This is a genomic window from Streptococcus sp. 'group B', assembly GCF_002073795.1.
Lineage (GTDB): Bacteria > Bacillota > Bacilli > Lactobacillales > Streptococcaceae > Streptococcus > Streptococcus agalactiae.
In genome coordinates, this window is sequence record NZ_CP020432.1 from 1,366,906 (window position 1) to 1,383,054 (window position 16,149).

At 34.5% G+C, this 16,149-nt stretch carries 11 protein-coding genes and 1 pseudogene; 3 read left to right on the forward strand and 9 right to left on the reverse strand.

All coding sequences use genetic code 11. The features are described 5' to 3' along the window. Positions 1-27: 27 nt before the first annotated feature. Positions 28-3,240, reverse strand: a complete 3,213-nt coding sequence (locus tag A6J68_RS07255) for a GA-like domain-containing protein (protein ID WP_225791477.1) — start codon at positions 3,238-3,240, stop codon at positions 28-30. Between the two features lie 240 nt (positions 3,241-3,480). On the opposite strand from A6J68_RS07255, the gene A6J68_RS07260 reads away from it, so the two are divergent. Both A6J68_RS07260 and A6J68_RS07265 read left to right on the forward strand, forming a co-directional pair. After that, complete coding sequence (locus A6J68_RS07260; RefSeq protein WP_025195529.1) at positions 3,481-4,725, forward strand: YSIRK-targeted surface antigen transcriptional regulator; 1,245 nt, start codon at positions 3,481-3,483, stop codon at positions 4,723-4,725. Between the two features lie 317 nt (positions 4,726-5,042). Continuing rightward, the gene (locus A6J68_RS07265; protein ID WP_001872998.1) at positions 5,043-5,666 is read left to right on the forward strand and encodes a YczE/YyaS/YitT family protein; all 624 of its coding nucleotides are present in this window, start codon (positions 5,043-5,045) and stop codon (positions 5,664-5,666) included. 567 nt (positions 5,667-6,233) lie between these two features. On the opposite strand, the gene A6J68_RS07275 is transcribed toward A6J68_RS07265, so the two are convergent. The 3 genes and pseudogenes from A6J68_RS07275 to A6J68_RS11760 form a co-directional block, all read right to left on the reverse strand. Continuing rightward, positions 6,234-7,535 (reverse strand): hypothetical protein, encoded by a 1,302-nt coding sequence (locus A6J68_RS07275; protein ID WP_003047216.1) that lies wholly within the window; start codon positions 7,533-7,535, stop codon positions 6,234-6,236. 256 nt (positions 7,536-7,791) lie between these two features. Continuing rightward, positions 7,792-8,310, reverse strand: a complete 519-nt coding sequence (locus A6J68_RS07280; RefSeq protein WP_003047214.1) for a ClbS/DfsB family four-helix bundle protein — start codon at positions 8,308-8,310, stop codon at positions 7,792-7,794. 970 nt (positions 8,311-9,280) lie between these two features. Beyond that, a pseudogene (locus tag A6J68_RS11760) lies at positions 9,281-9,462 on the reverse strand (hypothetical protein); the annotation flags it as partial. A 261-nt stretch (positions 9,463-9,723) separates the two neighbouring features. On the opposite strand from A6J68_RS11760, the gene A6J68_RS07290 reads away from it, so the two are divergent. Further along, complete coding sequence (locus A6J68_RS07290; protein ID WP_001086430.1) at positions 9,724-10,653, forward strand: helix-turn-helix transcriptional regulator; 930 nt, start codon at positions 9,724-9,726, stop codon at positions 10,651-10,653. A 56-nt stretch (positions 10,654-10,709) separates the two neighbouring features. Here A6J68_RS07290 and A6J68_RS07295 read toward each other — a convergent pair whose 3' ends face one another. The 5 genes from A6J68_RS07295 to A6J68_RS07315 all read right to left on the reverse strand — a co-directional run bounded on the left by A6J68_RS07295 (position 10,710) and on the right by A6J68_RS07315 (position 16,122). After that, positions 10,710-12,242, reverse strand: coding sequence for a ClC family H(+)/Cl(-) exchange transporter (locus tag A6J68_RS07295; RefSeq protein WP_000427427.1), 1,533 nt, complete (start codon positions 12,240-12,242; stop codon positions 10,710-10,712). 108 nt (positions 12,243-12,350) lie between these two features. Next, the gene (locus A6J68_RS07300) at positions 12,351-13,424 is read right to left on the reverse strand and encodes an ABC transporter substrate-binding protein (RefSeq protein WP_001255365.1); all 1,074 of its coding nucleotides are present in this window, start codon (positions 13,422-13,424) and stop codon (positions 12,351-12,353) included. Beyond that, positions 13,417-14,193: an ABC transporter permease gene (locus A6J68_RS07305; protein ID WP_000712704.1), complete on the reverse strand. Its 777-nt coding sequence runs from the start codon at positions 14,191-14,193 to the stop codon at positions 13,417-13,419. Before A6J68_RS07305 ends, A6J68_RS07300 begins: the two co-directional genes overlap by 8 nt. Continuing rightward, positions 14,190-14,984 carry an ABC transporter permease gene (locus A6J68_RS07310; RefSeq protein WP_000753810.1) on the reverse strand — a complete coding sequence of 265 codons (795 nt, stop codon included), beginning with the start codon at positions 14,982-14,984 and terminating at the stop codon, positions 14,190-14,192. Before A6J68_RS07310 ends, A6J68_RS07305 begins: the two co-directional genes overlap by 4 nt. Continuing rightward, the gene (locus tag A6J68_RS07315; RefSeq protein WP_000184098.1) at positions 14,968-16,122 is read right to left on the reverse strand and encodes an ABC transporter ATP-binding protein; all 1,155 of its coding nucleotides are present in this window, start codon (positions 16,120-16,122) and stop codon (positions 14,968-14,970) included. The genes A6J68_RS07310 and A6J68_RS07315 overlap by 17 nt, the downstream gene beginning before the upstream one ends. Positions 16,123-16,149: the final 27 nt, after the last annotated feature.

Sequence of the window (16,149 nt, forward strand, 5' to 3'; positions counted from 1 at the left end):
GACATTTCAGGTCATAGGTCAAAAGATTTAATCCTCTTTTTTCTTAGAACCATACATAAGAGTGCTTATTAACAAAACAATTATTCCAAACAACGATAGATGAGTATTGATCTCGCCAGTAGAAGGAAGTTCAACAACACCATCTGCTTCAACTTCAGCTTTCTTATCTTTGCCTGCTTGGGCGGCATCTTCGGCTGCTTTCACGGCTGCTTCAGCTGCGGCTTCTGCGGCATCTTGGGAATCTGGTTTGCCGTTGCTATCCGCATCGTTGACGGTTACTTCTGATGTCGTTACTTGATCAAGACGTGCTTTCAACGCTTCTTTGACTGGGCCTTCTGGTAAGCTATCGACTAACGGAGTTGCTGTACCTTTCTTCTCAGTTGTGACATCGTTCAAGCCATCTACGGCTGATTTCTCATCTGGATTAACAACACCATCTGCTTCAACTTCAGCTTTCTTATCTTTGCCTGCTTGGGCGGCATCTTCGGCTGCTTTCACGGCTGCTTCAGCTGCGGCTTCTGCGGCATCTTGGGAATCTGGTTTGCCGTTGCTATCCGCATCGTTGACGGTTACTTCTGATGTCGTTACTTGATCAAGACGTGCTTTCAACGCTTCTTTGACTGGGCCTTCTGGTAAGCTATCGACTAACGGAGTTGCTGTACCTTTCTTCTCAGTTGTGACATCGTTCAAGCCATCTACGGCTGATTTCTCATCTGGATTAACAACACCATCTGCTTCAACTTCAGCTTTCTTATCTTTGCCTGCTTGGGCGGCATCTTCGGCTGCTTTCACGGCTGCTTCAGCTGCGGCTTCTGCGGCATCTTGGGAATCTGGTTTGCCGTTGCTATCCGCATCGTTGACGGTTACTTCTGATGTCGTTACTTGATCAAGACGTGCTTTCAACGCTTCTTTGACTGGGCCTTCTGGTAAGCTATCGACTAACGGAGTTGCTGTACCTTTCTTCTCAGTTGTGACATCGTTCAAGCCATCTACGGCTGATTTCTCATCTGGATTAACAACACCATCTGCTTCAACTTCAGCTTTCTTATCTTTGCCTGCTTGGGCGGCATCTTCGGCTGCTTTCACGGCTGCTTCAGCTGCGGCTTCTGCGGCATCTTGGGAATCTGGTTTGCCGTTGCTATCCGCATCGTTGACGGTTACTTCTGATGTCGTTACTTGATCAAGACGTGCTTTCAACGCTTCTTTGACTGGGCCTTCTGGTAAGCTATCGACTAACGGAGTTGCTGTACCTTTCTTCTCAGTTGTGACATCGTTCAAGCCATCTACGGCTGATTTCTCATCTGGATTAACAACACCATCTGCTTCAACTTCAGCTTTCTTATCTTTGCCTGCTTGGGCGGCATCTTCGGCTGCTTTCACGGCTGCTTCAGCTGCGGAAACTCTTAGAGCAACTATACTATCAGTTATAATCTTAACTGCATCATCTACTTTATCTTGGCTTGTAAAACTATCGTTTACTACTACTTGACCTTTTTTGATAGAATCATCGTAAGCCGTTTGTTTTGTTTTATCTGCATTAACATATATATCAGTTAACTTCAAATTAGAATCATTATCTAAAAGTCGTTGTAATTCTTCTTTCTCAACCTTTTTATAAGTATAGGTAATAGTTTGAATACCTGAATTGAAATTAATTGTGTTACTGTCCTGATATCCTACTGCAGTAGGAGCATTAGTCCTCTTAAATGTATAATTAGGTAACATCAATTTATCCGACAAATCTAGAGATTGATAAGTCAGACCTGAGTATAGCTTTTCTTTAATAACATTTCCAGTTGAATCATCAACATACAATAATTTTATATAGCTACCACCTGAAGAATACTCAAACCTAGTTAAATCAAATTGTTGTAAATTTGTTCCTGACCCAGTAGAAGCAAAAATCGCAAAGCCCAACTCTTCTCTTCCCTTAGCCTGGTTAGTAGTTAGTCTACTTTTATCTAAATAGGTTTGAATATTTTTTGTGAATATTTGTCCATCATATGTCACTGTCATAGCCTTTGATTGTCCATTATAATCAACAATCACATTTTTAAATTCGTTATTATGCGGTTGTGACTCTAATCTTCGAGCATCTTGCAACAATGTAATTGCTTTTCCACTAGCATCTGTGCCATAAAAGGCACCAAAAGCCCCATTTTGATATCCACTAAACTTAGGATCCGCTCCTGCTTTCTGATTTACATTAGGGTTTGAGGTATTATGCCATGTGTCGAACTTAAACCCAAAAGAATTTGGAAGGCCACCTAATCCAATACTCGCTCCTGATAGTCCAATTGTCCCTGGTGCAGTTGAAGTAAAAGCAAAAGAAACTCCATCTCCACCGCTTCTTCCACCAACGTTGTATCCTTCATATTTATCACCTAAACTTAATCTACCTTCTAGTCTAAAAGATTCATTCATATCAATTCTTTTATTCAAAAGTAAACTTCCAGCTTGACCTGAAACATCTTCAGTTAGTACAACAGGATTTTGGTCATCACCATGTGCTGTTCCTCTAACTTCAAAGTGGTCAACCATATTATTTTTAGTGACAATTAGATGAGCTTTATCCACATACTCAGCAGATCCCAATGGAAACTCTTGACTACTAGATTCTCTATCAGATAAATTTAATGAACGACGTGACCTTACTTTTGGTTTATCTACACTATCTCTTGAAGGTAACTGATATTTATCTGAGTACTCCTGCTTGTTTGGAGTATCCTGAAGGGTATATACCGTATCCTGTTCTTCCTTATTTTGATGTTCACCAGATACTTCGCTTCCCCTATTATTATCAACACTAGCTTTCTCCAAACTTTCATCAGCATCATCTATAGAACGCATTGTATTTACAGGAGGTACAGTAATATCTTTTTCACTTACAGTTTCTCCCAAATCATTAACTTTATCTGTATCTTCTGATGAGATATTAGAGTCTTCACTGATACCAGATTCCGAAATTTTAACCACATCATCAGGATTTATATTTTCTGTATGACCTGCTGAAACTACAGTATCTGAATTAATTGTATTGTCCACTGAGGTTACTTCAGCCGCTTGTGTTACCTCTGCACTCATAGCACTTGACTCATCCGCCAAAACAGAATGACTATTCATTCCTAAAAATAATAACCCGACTAATACAGAAGCAGCACCAAACTTAAACTTCTTAATCGAAAAGCGTTGTTTCGTCTGTGAAGCATCGTATTGTGTCCCTCTTGCCTTACTAAACATACGTAGTCTCCTTTTTTATTTTGTATATTTTTATACAAAATTAAGTCTACCTGTTTAGGAGTTTGATTAGAATATCTCTATTTATTTATATTTTCTCATGTGTTTTTTTTTTTTTTCTAATAAAGCGTATTTAATTTTTTTGATCATTTTTGGTATTTTTAACTTTTAGAGGTGATATCTATTGACTTTCTTAGAATCTTTTTTAGAATTATTACTATAAATCAAAAAGAGGAGGTGCTCATCATAAACTCTTTACTGTTAAAATCATTACATAGCACTTTAAAATTATCTATTACCGTTTGTGACAGATCCTTTACAGTTCTAACAGAGTATAAATCAGATAAAACCGTTTCTCTTTATTATGACCATCATCTTATCTTAAATGAGTTTAGTAAAACCAAAGAGAATTTCTTATTTCACTATGGGTTTATGGGAGAATTGTTCCTTGCTCTTCGCACAGACAATCACTACGTCATTATTGGTCCTTGGAGGAGTAATGCCATTGATCCTTTACTCTTTAAAAGGAAAATGAACGAAGCTCATATTGAGAACGATGAACAAAATTATTTCTTTGAGAAGTTGGTTCAACTTCCTTTCTTCCCCCTCAGTCAAATTAGAGAGCTACTTATTTTAGTTAACTATTGTTTAACTGGGAAAATTGAAGATTTGTTGTCAGCCCCTTTACATCACTATACAAAAGGGTGGAGCAATGCTTTTGATTTAAATAAAATCAAACAGTTGTCTGTCGAAAATAGTAATACCTATACTTATCAATACCAGTATGAAACTAGGATTTTACAAGCTGTTAAATCTGGGAAGGAAGAGCTTTTAAGAGAAACTGTAAGTCAATTAAGCAATGCCGTTTCTGCTACGTTAAGTGGCGATGAATTACGGTCCGAAAAGAATTACTCTATTATGATTTATGATCGTTTAGCTCAAGGAGCTGTTCACTCTGGCCTTGATATTGAGACAGCCTATCAATCGCGAGATCGCTTTGTTACAGAAACAGAACAAGCTCAATCATTACACGCTGTTTTGAAGTTACGCGATACAGCTATTCTATTTTACACTCAACAAGTGTCGGGGATTAAACAAAAACTAGTATCACAATATTCTCAAACAGTTATTGGGGTTATTCAATATCTTGAAAATAACCTCAATCGAGCTATTAAGACTGCGGAAATAGCCAGACAGTTTCACATGAGTGAATCTAAATTACGAAAGTTATTTAAACAAGAAAAGCACATGACCATTCTACAATATTTTCTTCATTTAAAAATTGAAGTGGCTAAACAGTTATTAGAGGAAGGAAAAACATTGGCTCACATTGCGGAATTACTCCAATTCTCAACATCAGCTAATTTTTCACGTACCTTCAAAAGAGTGGTTGGGATCAGTCCATTAAAGTATGCGCAGCAAAATAATTTGGCGAGTCAGCAGACCAGTAAAGGACAGACTCAAAAAGATCCAGAGGAGAGCCACTGATGACAGGCTCCTCTCTGGATCTTTTTCTATATAAAAAAACTCTATAACTACTGCCAATGGTATCACCCACTACAATTGACAATGGCAAAATAAATGGAAACTTACTATTATCCCATTCAATGATATACCTAATGTTATAAAATATTCATTTCAACTAATTCGATATGCTACATAGTTGGTTTAAACTAATTTCTGTATTATGGTTTACGTAAACTTATTAAAGGTATATAATTAAGTTGTTGTTTGCTTTCAATTACCTCTCAATCGTCATTAGATTTGATAAATGAATGTTTCTCATATGGGAAAGGATGATTAAGTTGAAATTTTTACGATTTATGATTGGTATCAATATTATGGCTTTAGCTGTTGCCTTATCCAAAGTCTCACAATTGGGAACTTCTCCTATTGCCTCTATTCCCAATGTTCTATCAGAAGTATGGAAACAATCGATAGGGTTATACATGCTGTTGTTTATGCTTTTTTTGATTATTCTACAAATAATAATTGTTGGTCATCAAATAAATAAAGTTAAGCTTTTCAATATTTGTATTCAAATGTTCCCTGGCGCTATATTTGGATATTTTATCAATTGTTATGTTAACCTTTTGAAAATACTTCCTCCATTTGACAATTATTTTTTAAAGATTAGCTTACTATTGATTAGTATAGTTATTTTAGCGCTGGGTGTAGTTATTGAAGTTAAAGCAGATTTTATTTTAATGCCTGGAGAAGGATTACCTCAAACAATAGCAAAGCATTTTCACTTACCTTTCGCAAAAGTCAAACTGTGGTCAGATTTATCCATGGTGTTCACGGCTTTAATCCTTTCGTTTCTATTATCGAGACCCTTTTTGGGAATACGCGAAGGGACACTTCTTGCAACAGTATTCACAGCTCCTTGTGTGTCAATGATTACATATAGCCTTGACAAATTAAAGTAGTATGCTACTAACAATTCATAGATTTAAACCTTTCTAGTATGATGTTTGGGTTAAAAAAATAATCAACAAAATGCTACTTTACTAATTATTCTACTGATTCCAAAAAGTTGGACAATAATTAGTGAAAGAACTTTGGACATATCAAGCAATAATAGACAAAAAGTTAAGCTAATTAAAGACTATTTCTTTCAGACTCTATTCCTCTTGTAATATCTTATTTTCCAAGTTTTTTCTCAAATTGAGCATGACCATGACAAAGAGCGCTCCCATGTCTTGGGAACGCTCTTTCTTCATCTATTTCATATTCTTGAAACCAACGAAACCATTTGGATGAATTCCTAAAGCTTCTCCAACGATTTTTACAGACTACTCCGCCTCAAGAAAACTTTAACAACAGCTAATTTAAACGCCTTATCAAATGTTTTCTTGACTTGATTATTTTCCTCGTTTCCACTTAATTTTGTGTCCACATTATTTAACCAGGTCCAATCCCAAAAGTTAGATTTTCTGTCTAACTTTTGAGATGCAAGTCATTATTTAGTTGGGGGAATATTTTTTAAGAACTAGTTATTTATCTAGTAAAGCTTTTATATCTGCAGAAAGTGTTTCTTCTATGATAACCTTTGGATTGTCATTTCCCTCTTGTTTGATCTCTCCGCCTATTGAAAAATCATGAAGAAAAGCATCTTGCTTAATTTCAATGGTGTGGACATGTTTACCTTTAGTTGCAATGTTTTTACCAACACTAAGATTTTCTATCTCACCGCCAGGTTGTAGGGATAAAGCAATTGCCTTAAGGGATTGAATTTCACCTTTTACTAAGGAATCTCCAACATCACCAGATGTAGTAATAGAATCTTCAATAATAATCTCTCCCACTGGTTTTGAAAACTGCATTCCAATTGAACCATCTCCGTAAGTAGTAATTGACTTAAATGAGGCAAAATCTATTGTACCATCATATTGATTAAACCCCCGTGCTCCTGAGCCGTAAGTCACAACTGCATCATTGGCTTGAAAACGATGCACTGTCCCAAAATTGACAAATCCAATGCCAGAAGTTCCAAAGCTTTCAATAGGTTTTTCTGTAATCCAGCTATCCACTTCACCCCATACATCTAAGACCATATCGTTTACACCGTAGGTGGTAACTGTTCCTTGAGAGTGAATTGATTGAGCATGAGCGCCGGTTAAAATGAATATTCCTCCTGTAATCATATTAGGCTGACCAAAAGGAATCATACCATTTGAATAAATATCTTTAGTTACTAATTCCTTAACTTCTACAGAACCACCTGTTTCATTAAAACCTGCAATAAAAACACCTGATCCTAATACAGGGGCATTCTTACGACCAATTGAAACGTTTTTAATATCGGCTGATATGGTTGATGCACTGTCTTGATTATAATTAAAGATAGTTAAAGCCCCTTGTTGGACGACGACTCCATATTTTAGTGGCTTTTCGGAACGATTTCTGGAGTCGCTAAATGGGATGTCTAAGTCATCAATAATCAGTTCCATAGTTTTATTTGGTGCGCGTGTTAATAGTTGAACCTGACCAGTTACTGTGAGCTTCTCTAAAGTCATTGTAGATAAATCTTCGTCACTTGATGAAATGTAAATCGCTCTTTGGTTAGAGATGCTTTGAATAATTAAGTCTGAAAGCTTATTATTTTTTGTTAAAGCAATCCCATCACTATTTGGAAAACTTAACATGGTTCCTTTATCTCTAGAACCATGAATACTTACTCCCGCTGAAAGTGTCACAGAATAAGGAATAAGGATAGATGAAGCGACATAAATATCATTGTTTTCAATTTTTATTGCTTCGATGAATTCAGTTAAATTATTAACTTGATTTACCATTGTAATACCTCCAACTATTTATGGTAATAATATAGCGCTTAGCTTAAGAAAAGTAAAATAAAAAATATTATTTCAATATTATGTAGTCAAAAACATATTATTTTTAAAATATTGAATGAAGTAACATGATAGCACTATATAGTATTAAATAAAGGATAGTTCAATGAAGTAAGTAGGATTTATAAAAAAAGACGATAGTTTTTCTTTATCGCCTCTAGTAAACAATTTTATGAAATTTTTATTTTACAAGCTACAATTATAATACTACCTTCTTCCATTTTCTGATTTTTGTTCTGAAAGTTCCAAAAGGTGCAACTGTATTAACATGAATAAACTTATATACTTCCCAAGTCGCTGTTTTAGTCGCCTGATCAGCCCATTCTCTCATATGTGGTTTAAATAATTCTTCCTGACTTAGTGCATCAATCATGGCATAAATAGAATTAATGTTTTTATTTAGTTTGGCTTTTAGCTCTTGTAGAGATAATTGAGCGTAAGTATCTGTGAACCATTGATACAAGTCGCCTAGTTGATTCCATTTAAAGTTATCTGATGGCGTATTAACTTGAAGTCCATTTCTTTCATCCTCTTCCCATTTAAGAATCAAAGTTGTCCATCCAACCTGATAAGCAAGATTCTCAGCTGGAGTTCTATCAACTTCATCAACTCTTTTATCTTTTAAGGTTTCCGGAATATTATTAAATTCTGAAATATATTTCTCAAATGCTTTACTTATTTCTTTTTTCAGCTCTTCTTTATTTTCGTATGTTCGCAAAAAAATCACCTCCATTCTGATTTATCAGTACCCTAAATTAAACAGATCTTATTTTCTCCTTTACCTCTTCAAAAAATATTATATTTCTATACCTTTTACGAATGAAGCTTTTAAAAGGCAGTGACTATTCTCAGAAATATTCTGATTGTAAACAAGATTATATCTATTAACAACCACGAACTCTCTTCTTTTCTATTATTATACTACTTTTCTCTAAATGTTAAAATAAGGATATTATTTTACTGATTTAAAAATACTAACTTTAAAATATGTAGTATCAACATATAGAACTCACACTTCTATCGACCATCTTGGTGATATCAGAAAATCAAAAAAGTGGGGGCAAAACTATTCCCACAGACACCCTACCTGTCAGAACATTTTGCACCCCCTCTGCGTATGTGGGAATAAATTTTATACTTTACCGCTATCAATCCAACTACCTCACTTCAGATTGTTTGATTGATACTTCACCAAAAAATTCAAAAAAGGCTTGAAATCAAGGCTTTTCTAAACCCTGAAACGGTGGGCTTTATCCCTCTCTCACCAGCAGTCCGACTACCTCCACATGATGCGTATTTGGTAATATCACATTATTTAACGATTTGACACTATTTAACGATTACAATGCTGAGAGCCAAACTCAACTCCTCTAAAAAGTTTTATTTCCTCAATGCTATCCATAAGATCACCAAAAAATCCTTGAAATTTGCTGATTTCAAGGATTTTATTACGTTAAATTGTATCAATTAACTTCTTCTTATTTCTGTTGCTATTAGTTTAATCATACAAGTAACCTTTGCCTTTCAAGAGGGTGCCAAATATCTCAATATGTTCTTTCATTATATCACATATAAACCAAAAAGATTTGATACCTGATACGTCAACGGTTCTATTAATTAAGTTAAATTTTGTTTCAGAGATTAAATCGACTTTTACCTATACTTATCTCCATACTATCAGAGCTTGTTTAACATAATGATTTACTGAAGAGTTTTCTTATTGTTGAGTTGAATAATAGATTCGTAACTATTACAATAGTCATAATAAAATATTTGAGATTCGAAATTGCTATACGTGTTTTTGAGAGACCTAACATTATTTTTTTTTCACATAGTTATTCTGTTTTGAAAAAATAAATAATTGAGTATATTAATAAATTTGGTCATATTAATACAACAAAAAATCCTTACATGAGATAAGGAGATTAAACGACCCTGTAAGGATTTTGAAGTTATTAGAAACACTCTAAGCAAAAATTTTAAAGCGTTTTCTCTATGACTTATATTATATGTCATGTTCCTATACAAAACTTACACTATCCTTTCAAAAAATAATACTATCCTACGAAACCCATTTTTTGATAGTTTTCTGTTATAATAATACTATCCTACGATTTTAGAAAGAAAAACGATGAACTCACTTGATAATTTACTATCACATAATTTAGAAGATAACCGGCATTTATTACCCTATGAACACATGCATACTGAGGTTAGAAATGGTTACCCTGACATTTTATTTCACTGGCATCCGGAACTTGAAATTTCATATGTCCACGAGGGGACCGCACGTTATCACATCGATTATGATTTTTTTAATAGCCAATCTGGTGATATTATCTTGATCCGTCCAAATGGTATGCATTCTATTCATCCGATTGAAAATAAAGAGCATATCACAGATAGCATTAAATTTCACTTAGATTTAATAGGATATTCTATTGTAGACCAAGTTAGCCTTCGTTATTTACAACCGTTGCAGACTAGCTCTTTTAAGTTTATTCAATGTATCAAACCTAGTATGACAGGATATAATGATATCAAAAATTGTTTGTTTGATATTTTTAATATTTCAAAAGAAGAAAATCGACATTTTGAGCTACTCCTAAAAGCTAAATTAAACGAACTCTTGTATTTACTCTATTATCATCAATATGTCATTAAAAAACATACTGATGATACCTACAGAAAAAACGAGAGAATTCGTGATCTGATTGATTATATTAATAATAATTACCAGCAAAATCTTACCATTGAATTTTTAGCTGATTATATGGGGTATAGTAAGACACATTTTATGACCGTATTTAAACAGCATACTGGAACATCCTGTACAGAATTTATCATACAAGTTCGTCTTAATAAAGCTAGTGAGCATCTTATTAACTCCACTACGGCCATTATTGATATTGCCAACAGCGTTGGTTTTAATAATCTATCAAATTTTAATCGCCAATTTAAACGCTATTATCATACAACTCCTCGCCAGTACCGCAAACAATTTACCAACAAAAAAGACGGTAGTACGCTTGTCTATAGAAATATAAATACAAAAAAATAGAAACTAGTTAAATCCATGACTAGTTTCTATTTTTTATTATTTAAGCGTTAATTAGTTTACATCAGCTGCTCACGTACTTCTTTAATTTCCGATTCATTCACAACTAAAAAAATGGTGTCGCCAGCATTCAAGATAGTATTTCCTGATACTACAGCCGATGTCTTATGATGAATTTGAGTCGTTATTAGCACATTTTCTGGTAATTCTAAATCTCGGACATACTTTCCTGATATTTTATCTGAAACAGTTAATTCAATCAATGTAGGTGTCATTACTTTATCTTTTGGATTGAAGGTCATTTTAGCCAACATCGCTTCATAAATAGGTTCTCCCTTTAATAAATCCATGACAATATAAGATACCATTGTTACAATTCCAATAGCCATTAATTGTTTTAAATCGCCAACCATTTCTGTAACCAAAATCATAGCTGTTAGTGGTGCTTTTGAGATTGCACCAAAATAGCCCGCCATTCCTAGAACAACAAATAAAGATATCTGCTGATGAGATATTATACCAAAGTACTGCATACCTACTGCAAAAAAAGCACCTGCTAAAGATCCTAAAGCTAGAATTGGTAAAAAAATTCCTCCTGGCAAGCCACTACTGTAACTCAACATACTCCATAAAAAACGAATGAGGAAAAATAATCCTAACATCATCAGACTAAGATTACTCCTAGGCAGTGATACAATTAAGCCATTTCCACCCCCCAATAATTGTGGGAAATAGTAACCAATAGGAAGAATAAAAATTACCGCTAATATACCATATAGGTGAGATGGTAGATGAAATAGTTTACCTAAATAATCATAGATCACATGAAATCTCAAAATTACCCACTCATAGATAAAGCCTAAGATACCCAAAAAGAGACCCATGAGTAAAAAAATCCAATAAAAGTTGAGATTTAAAGATGGTAATTCTGATGGTAAAGCTAAAACTGGGGTTAAACCAAAGATATTAAGTGAGACAAAGTTTGCCACTAAACTTGCTACCAAAGCTGTTATCCAAACTAAGCGAGAAAAATGATGGTAAATTTCTTCAACTACAAATAAAAGGCCTGCAATAGGAGCATTGAAGGCTGCTGAAAGACCTGCTGCTGCACCACTAGCAATTAAAACACGTTTTTCCATTCGACTAGCATTGAGATACTGTGCAATTCCCTTACCTGTCATAGCTCCTAACTGAATACTGGGACCTTCGCGACCAAGCATAAGTCCCGAAGAAATAGCTAAAATACCCGCAATGAATTTCTTCCATACAATACTAAACCAGTCTGGCGATAGCATTCCTTTAAGTTCACCTTCAACATGCGGGATACCTGAACCTTTAATATCAGGATCAGATTTGATAAAAAAACCTATTATCACTGCAGCGATAATACTAGTAACCGTAATGCTCAATAAAATAATTGGTTGATAATGGGCACTTTTATAAAGTTCCATAACAACTAAAAAAATTTTTTCAATCGCTAATCGAAATATGCTGACAACAAATCCTGCTATTAAGCCTACTACTATTCCTCTCCAAACAAATCCCAGAATTGATTCAAGTGAAAACTGAAATTCATTTTTATGATTTTCCATATTTTCCTCCTTTTCTTACAATTATTTTAACAAAAATATCACAAACTTTCTAGGAACTCTTGGTAACTAAAAATACCTCTCATCAGAGAAGTACTTTTAGTTAATAGATTACTTACGATACATTTTAAATTGTAAGTACAAATCATTATAAATACCAAGCCATTTTTGACCCAAGTTATTATAAACTTCTAAATGATCAATTGTTTTATCAGGAGGATAAAATGCTTTATCATTTTTGATATCTGCTGGTAACAGCGCTTTTGCTTTGAGATTAGGGGTCGCATAACCAATATATTCTGCATTTTGTGCCGCATTTTTAGGTTCCATCATGAAATTAATAAAGGCATAAGCTTCTTTGCGATGCTTTACTGTTTTGGGGATTACAATATTATCAAACCAAAGGTTCGATCCTTCACTAGGAACAACGTAATGCAAATGCTTGTTCCCATCAAGCATTTCTCGTGCTTCTCCAGAGAATGTAACACCAATCGCTGCATCTCCCTGAATCATATAGCCTTTCATCTCATCAGCAACAATAGCCTTAACGTTTGGTGTTAGAGCATCTAACTTTTTAGAAGCGGCTTTTAATTCTGATATGTTCTTTGTATTCAATCCATATCCCAAGGAATTTAAACCAACTCCAATAACCTCACGTGCACTATCAACTAGCATGATTTTATTTCGAAACTCTGGACGCCATAAATCATCCCAATGTTTAGGAGGAGTTTTAACTAATTGATCATTATAAACAATCCCAACAGTTCCCCAAAAATAAGGAATCGAATATTTATTTTTAGGATCGAAACTCAAATTTTTAAACCTAGCTCCAATAGCATCCCAATTAGCTATCTTTGAATGATCAAGTTTAACCAGAAGGTTTTCTTTTATCATTTTGTCAATCATATAATCACTAGGTACAGCAATATCATATGTCGTCCCACCCTGCTTAATTTTGGTGTGCATAGCCTCATTAGAGTCAAACGTTTCGTATTGTACTTCAATTCCAGTTTCTTTTGTAAATTTTTTTAATAAGGCTGGATCAATATAGTCTCCCCAGTTATAAATAACTAACTTATCTGAGTTAGGTGTTGAACTACTCTTCTTTTCTAAGTAAGTGGTTAAACCAAAGAGGATCAGGATAACAAGAATAATACCGCCTAAAAAGGAATAAACTCTACGCATTCTTTTCTCCCTTCTCTTTCGAAATATAGTAATAACCAATTACCAATAAAATACTAAATAAAAAGACAATAGTTGACAAGGCATTAATTTCCAATGATATACCGCGACGTGCGCGTGAATAGATTTCTACTGAAAGCGTTGAAAAGCCATTACCTGTAACAAAGAAAGTAACCGCAAAATCATCTAGCGAGTAAGTGAAAGCCATAAAGAAACCTGAAATAATACCCGACGACAAATAGGGTAACATAACTTCTTTAAGCATTTGCCAAGTTGAAGCTCCTAAATCATAGGAAGCATTAATCATATCATCATTCATTTCTTTTAAACGAGGTAAGACCATTAAAACAACAATAGGAATAGAGAATGCAACATGGCTCAATAATACAGAAGTGAAACCTAACTGTAAACCAATAACAGTAAATACTAAGAGAAAACTTGCACCAATCATAACATCTGGTGCTACTAAAAGGATATTATTAAGCGATAAAATAGAGGTTTGATGTCTACGTCTTACCTGATAAATCCAAATAGCTCCAAAGGTACCAATAATTGTAGCTAATAAGGCGCTAAGAAAAGCCAAAAAGAATGTTTGCACTAAAATTAGCATTAAGCGGCTATCCTGAAACAGTTCTCCATAGTGACTAAAGGTGAATCCAGTAAAAGAATTCATATCCCCACCTTTATTGAAAGAATAAAAAATCAAATAAATAATAGGAATATAAAGGATAATAAAAACAAATGCTAAATAGATATTTGCGAATTTTTTCATGCTTTCCTCTCCTTTGTTAACCACATAATAGCAACCATCACTAAAATTAAAATAACCCCTATGGTTGAGCCCATACCTTTATTTTGTGTGATTAAAAAATGTTGTTCTATGGCTGTCCCTAAAGTAATAACTCGATTACCACCAATAAGACGCGTAAGCATAAAGAGACTTAAACTAGGAATAAAGACAGATTGTACACCTGCTCTTACACCATTCAGAGATAGAGGAAATATAACCTTCTGAAAAGTTTGCCATGCATTTGCACCCAAGTCATCACTTGCATAAATGAGATTTTGATCAATATCATCCAAGGCATTAAAAATGGGTAATAACATAAACGGTAATTCAATGTAAGCTGCTACAAAAAGAAATGAAAAATCTGTAAATAGAATCTGTTTTGGGCCGATACCTATAAAGGTTAAGAAGGCGTTAATTCCCCCTTGTTGACCAAATATCCCCATAAAAGCATAGGCTTTTAACAAAAGATTAATCCATGTTGGCAAAATAATTAGCATTAGCCATAATTGCTTGTGTTTTAATTTTGTAAGCAAATAAGCAGCTGGATAGCTAATCAAAAGCGTTATGAAACTAACGATGCCTGCATATAGGACCGAGTTAAAGCTCATTTTAAGATAGGTTCCTGAGCTAAAAAACGTCTGGTAATTAGCTAAAGTAAAGTGCCCATTAATATCAAAGAACGAGTTCCAAGCAATCAAAGCAACAGGTGCTAATACAAATAAGAATAACCAAGCCATATAAGGAATTGAAAATAGACTAGAGGTTTTCTTCATTTCTCTCCTCCTCGATAGCATTGATTAAACCATCTTCATGATCGTCAGTGTCTACATATTCTTCAATGCGCGCATCAAATTCTTCTTCTGTTTCATTAAGACGCATAATATGTATATCTTCTGGAGTGAAATCTAACCCAATAACTTCACCCTCAATAGCTTTACGAGTTGAATGAATCATCCATTCATTACCTAAATCATCATAAGCAATAATTTCATAGTGGACACCTCGAAAAAGTTGTGTGTCCACTTTAACTTGAAGTTTTCCTTCATCGGGTAGGGTAATTTGAAGATCTTCTGGACGAATAACTACTTGGACTGATTCATTAGGGCGCATACCGCCATCAACAGCCTCAAAGCGCTTACCGTTAAATTCAACCAAATAATCCTCAATCATCTTGCCAGATAAGATATTTGATTCACCTATAAAAGTTGCTACAAAATGATTGATAGGTTCATCGTAGATATCTACTGGTGTTCCTGATTGAACAATTTCACCTTCATTCATGACGAAAATCCAATCACTCATTGCCAACGCTTCTTCTTGATCATGTGTGACAAAAACAAAGGTAATTCCTAAACGTTGTTGCAGTTCGCGCAATTCATATTGCATCTCTGTACGCAATTTCAAATCCAATGCTGATAAGGGTTCATCTAGTAAGACTACTTTAGGTTGATTGATGATAGCACGCGCTATCGCAACACGCTGGCGTTGTCCTCCTGATAATTTTTGAATAGCTCGCTTTTCAAACCCTTCTAAACGAACCATTTTTAGAGTTTCTTGAACACGTTTTTGAATTTCTTTCTTATCCATTTTTTTCAACTTTAATGGAAAAGCAACGTTTTCAAAAACCGTCATATGTGGAAACAAAGCATAGTTTTGGAAAACGGTATGAACATCCCGTTTATTAGTGGGAACATCATTGATGCGTTTCCCATCTAAGTAAATATCGCCTGTACTCGCCTCTAGCAAACCTGCAATAATATTTAAGATAGTTGATTTACCACTTCCTGAGGCCCCTAATAAGGTGTAAAATTTACCTTCTTCAAGTTCAAAATTAATATCTTTTAAGACAACCGTGTTGCTGTCTTCGAATACCTTTGATACATTTTTAAATGCAATGATTGGGTTAGTCAATTCTCATAAATCCTCCATTTTTCTGAC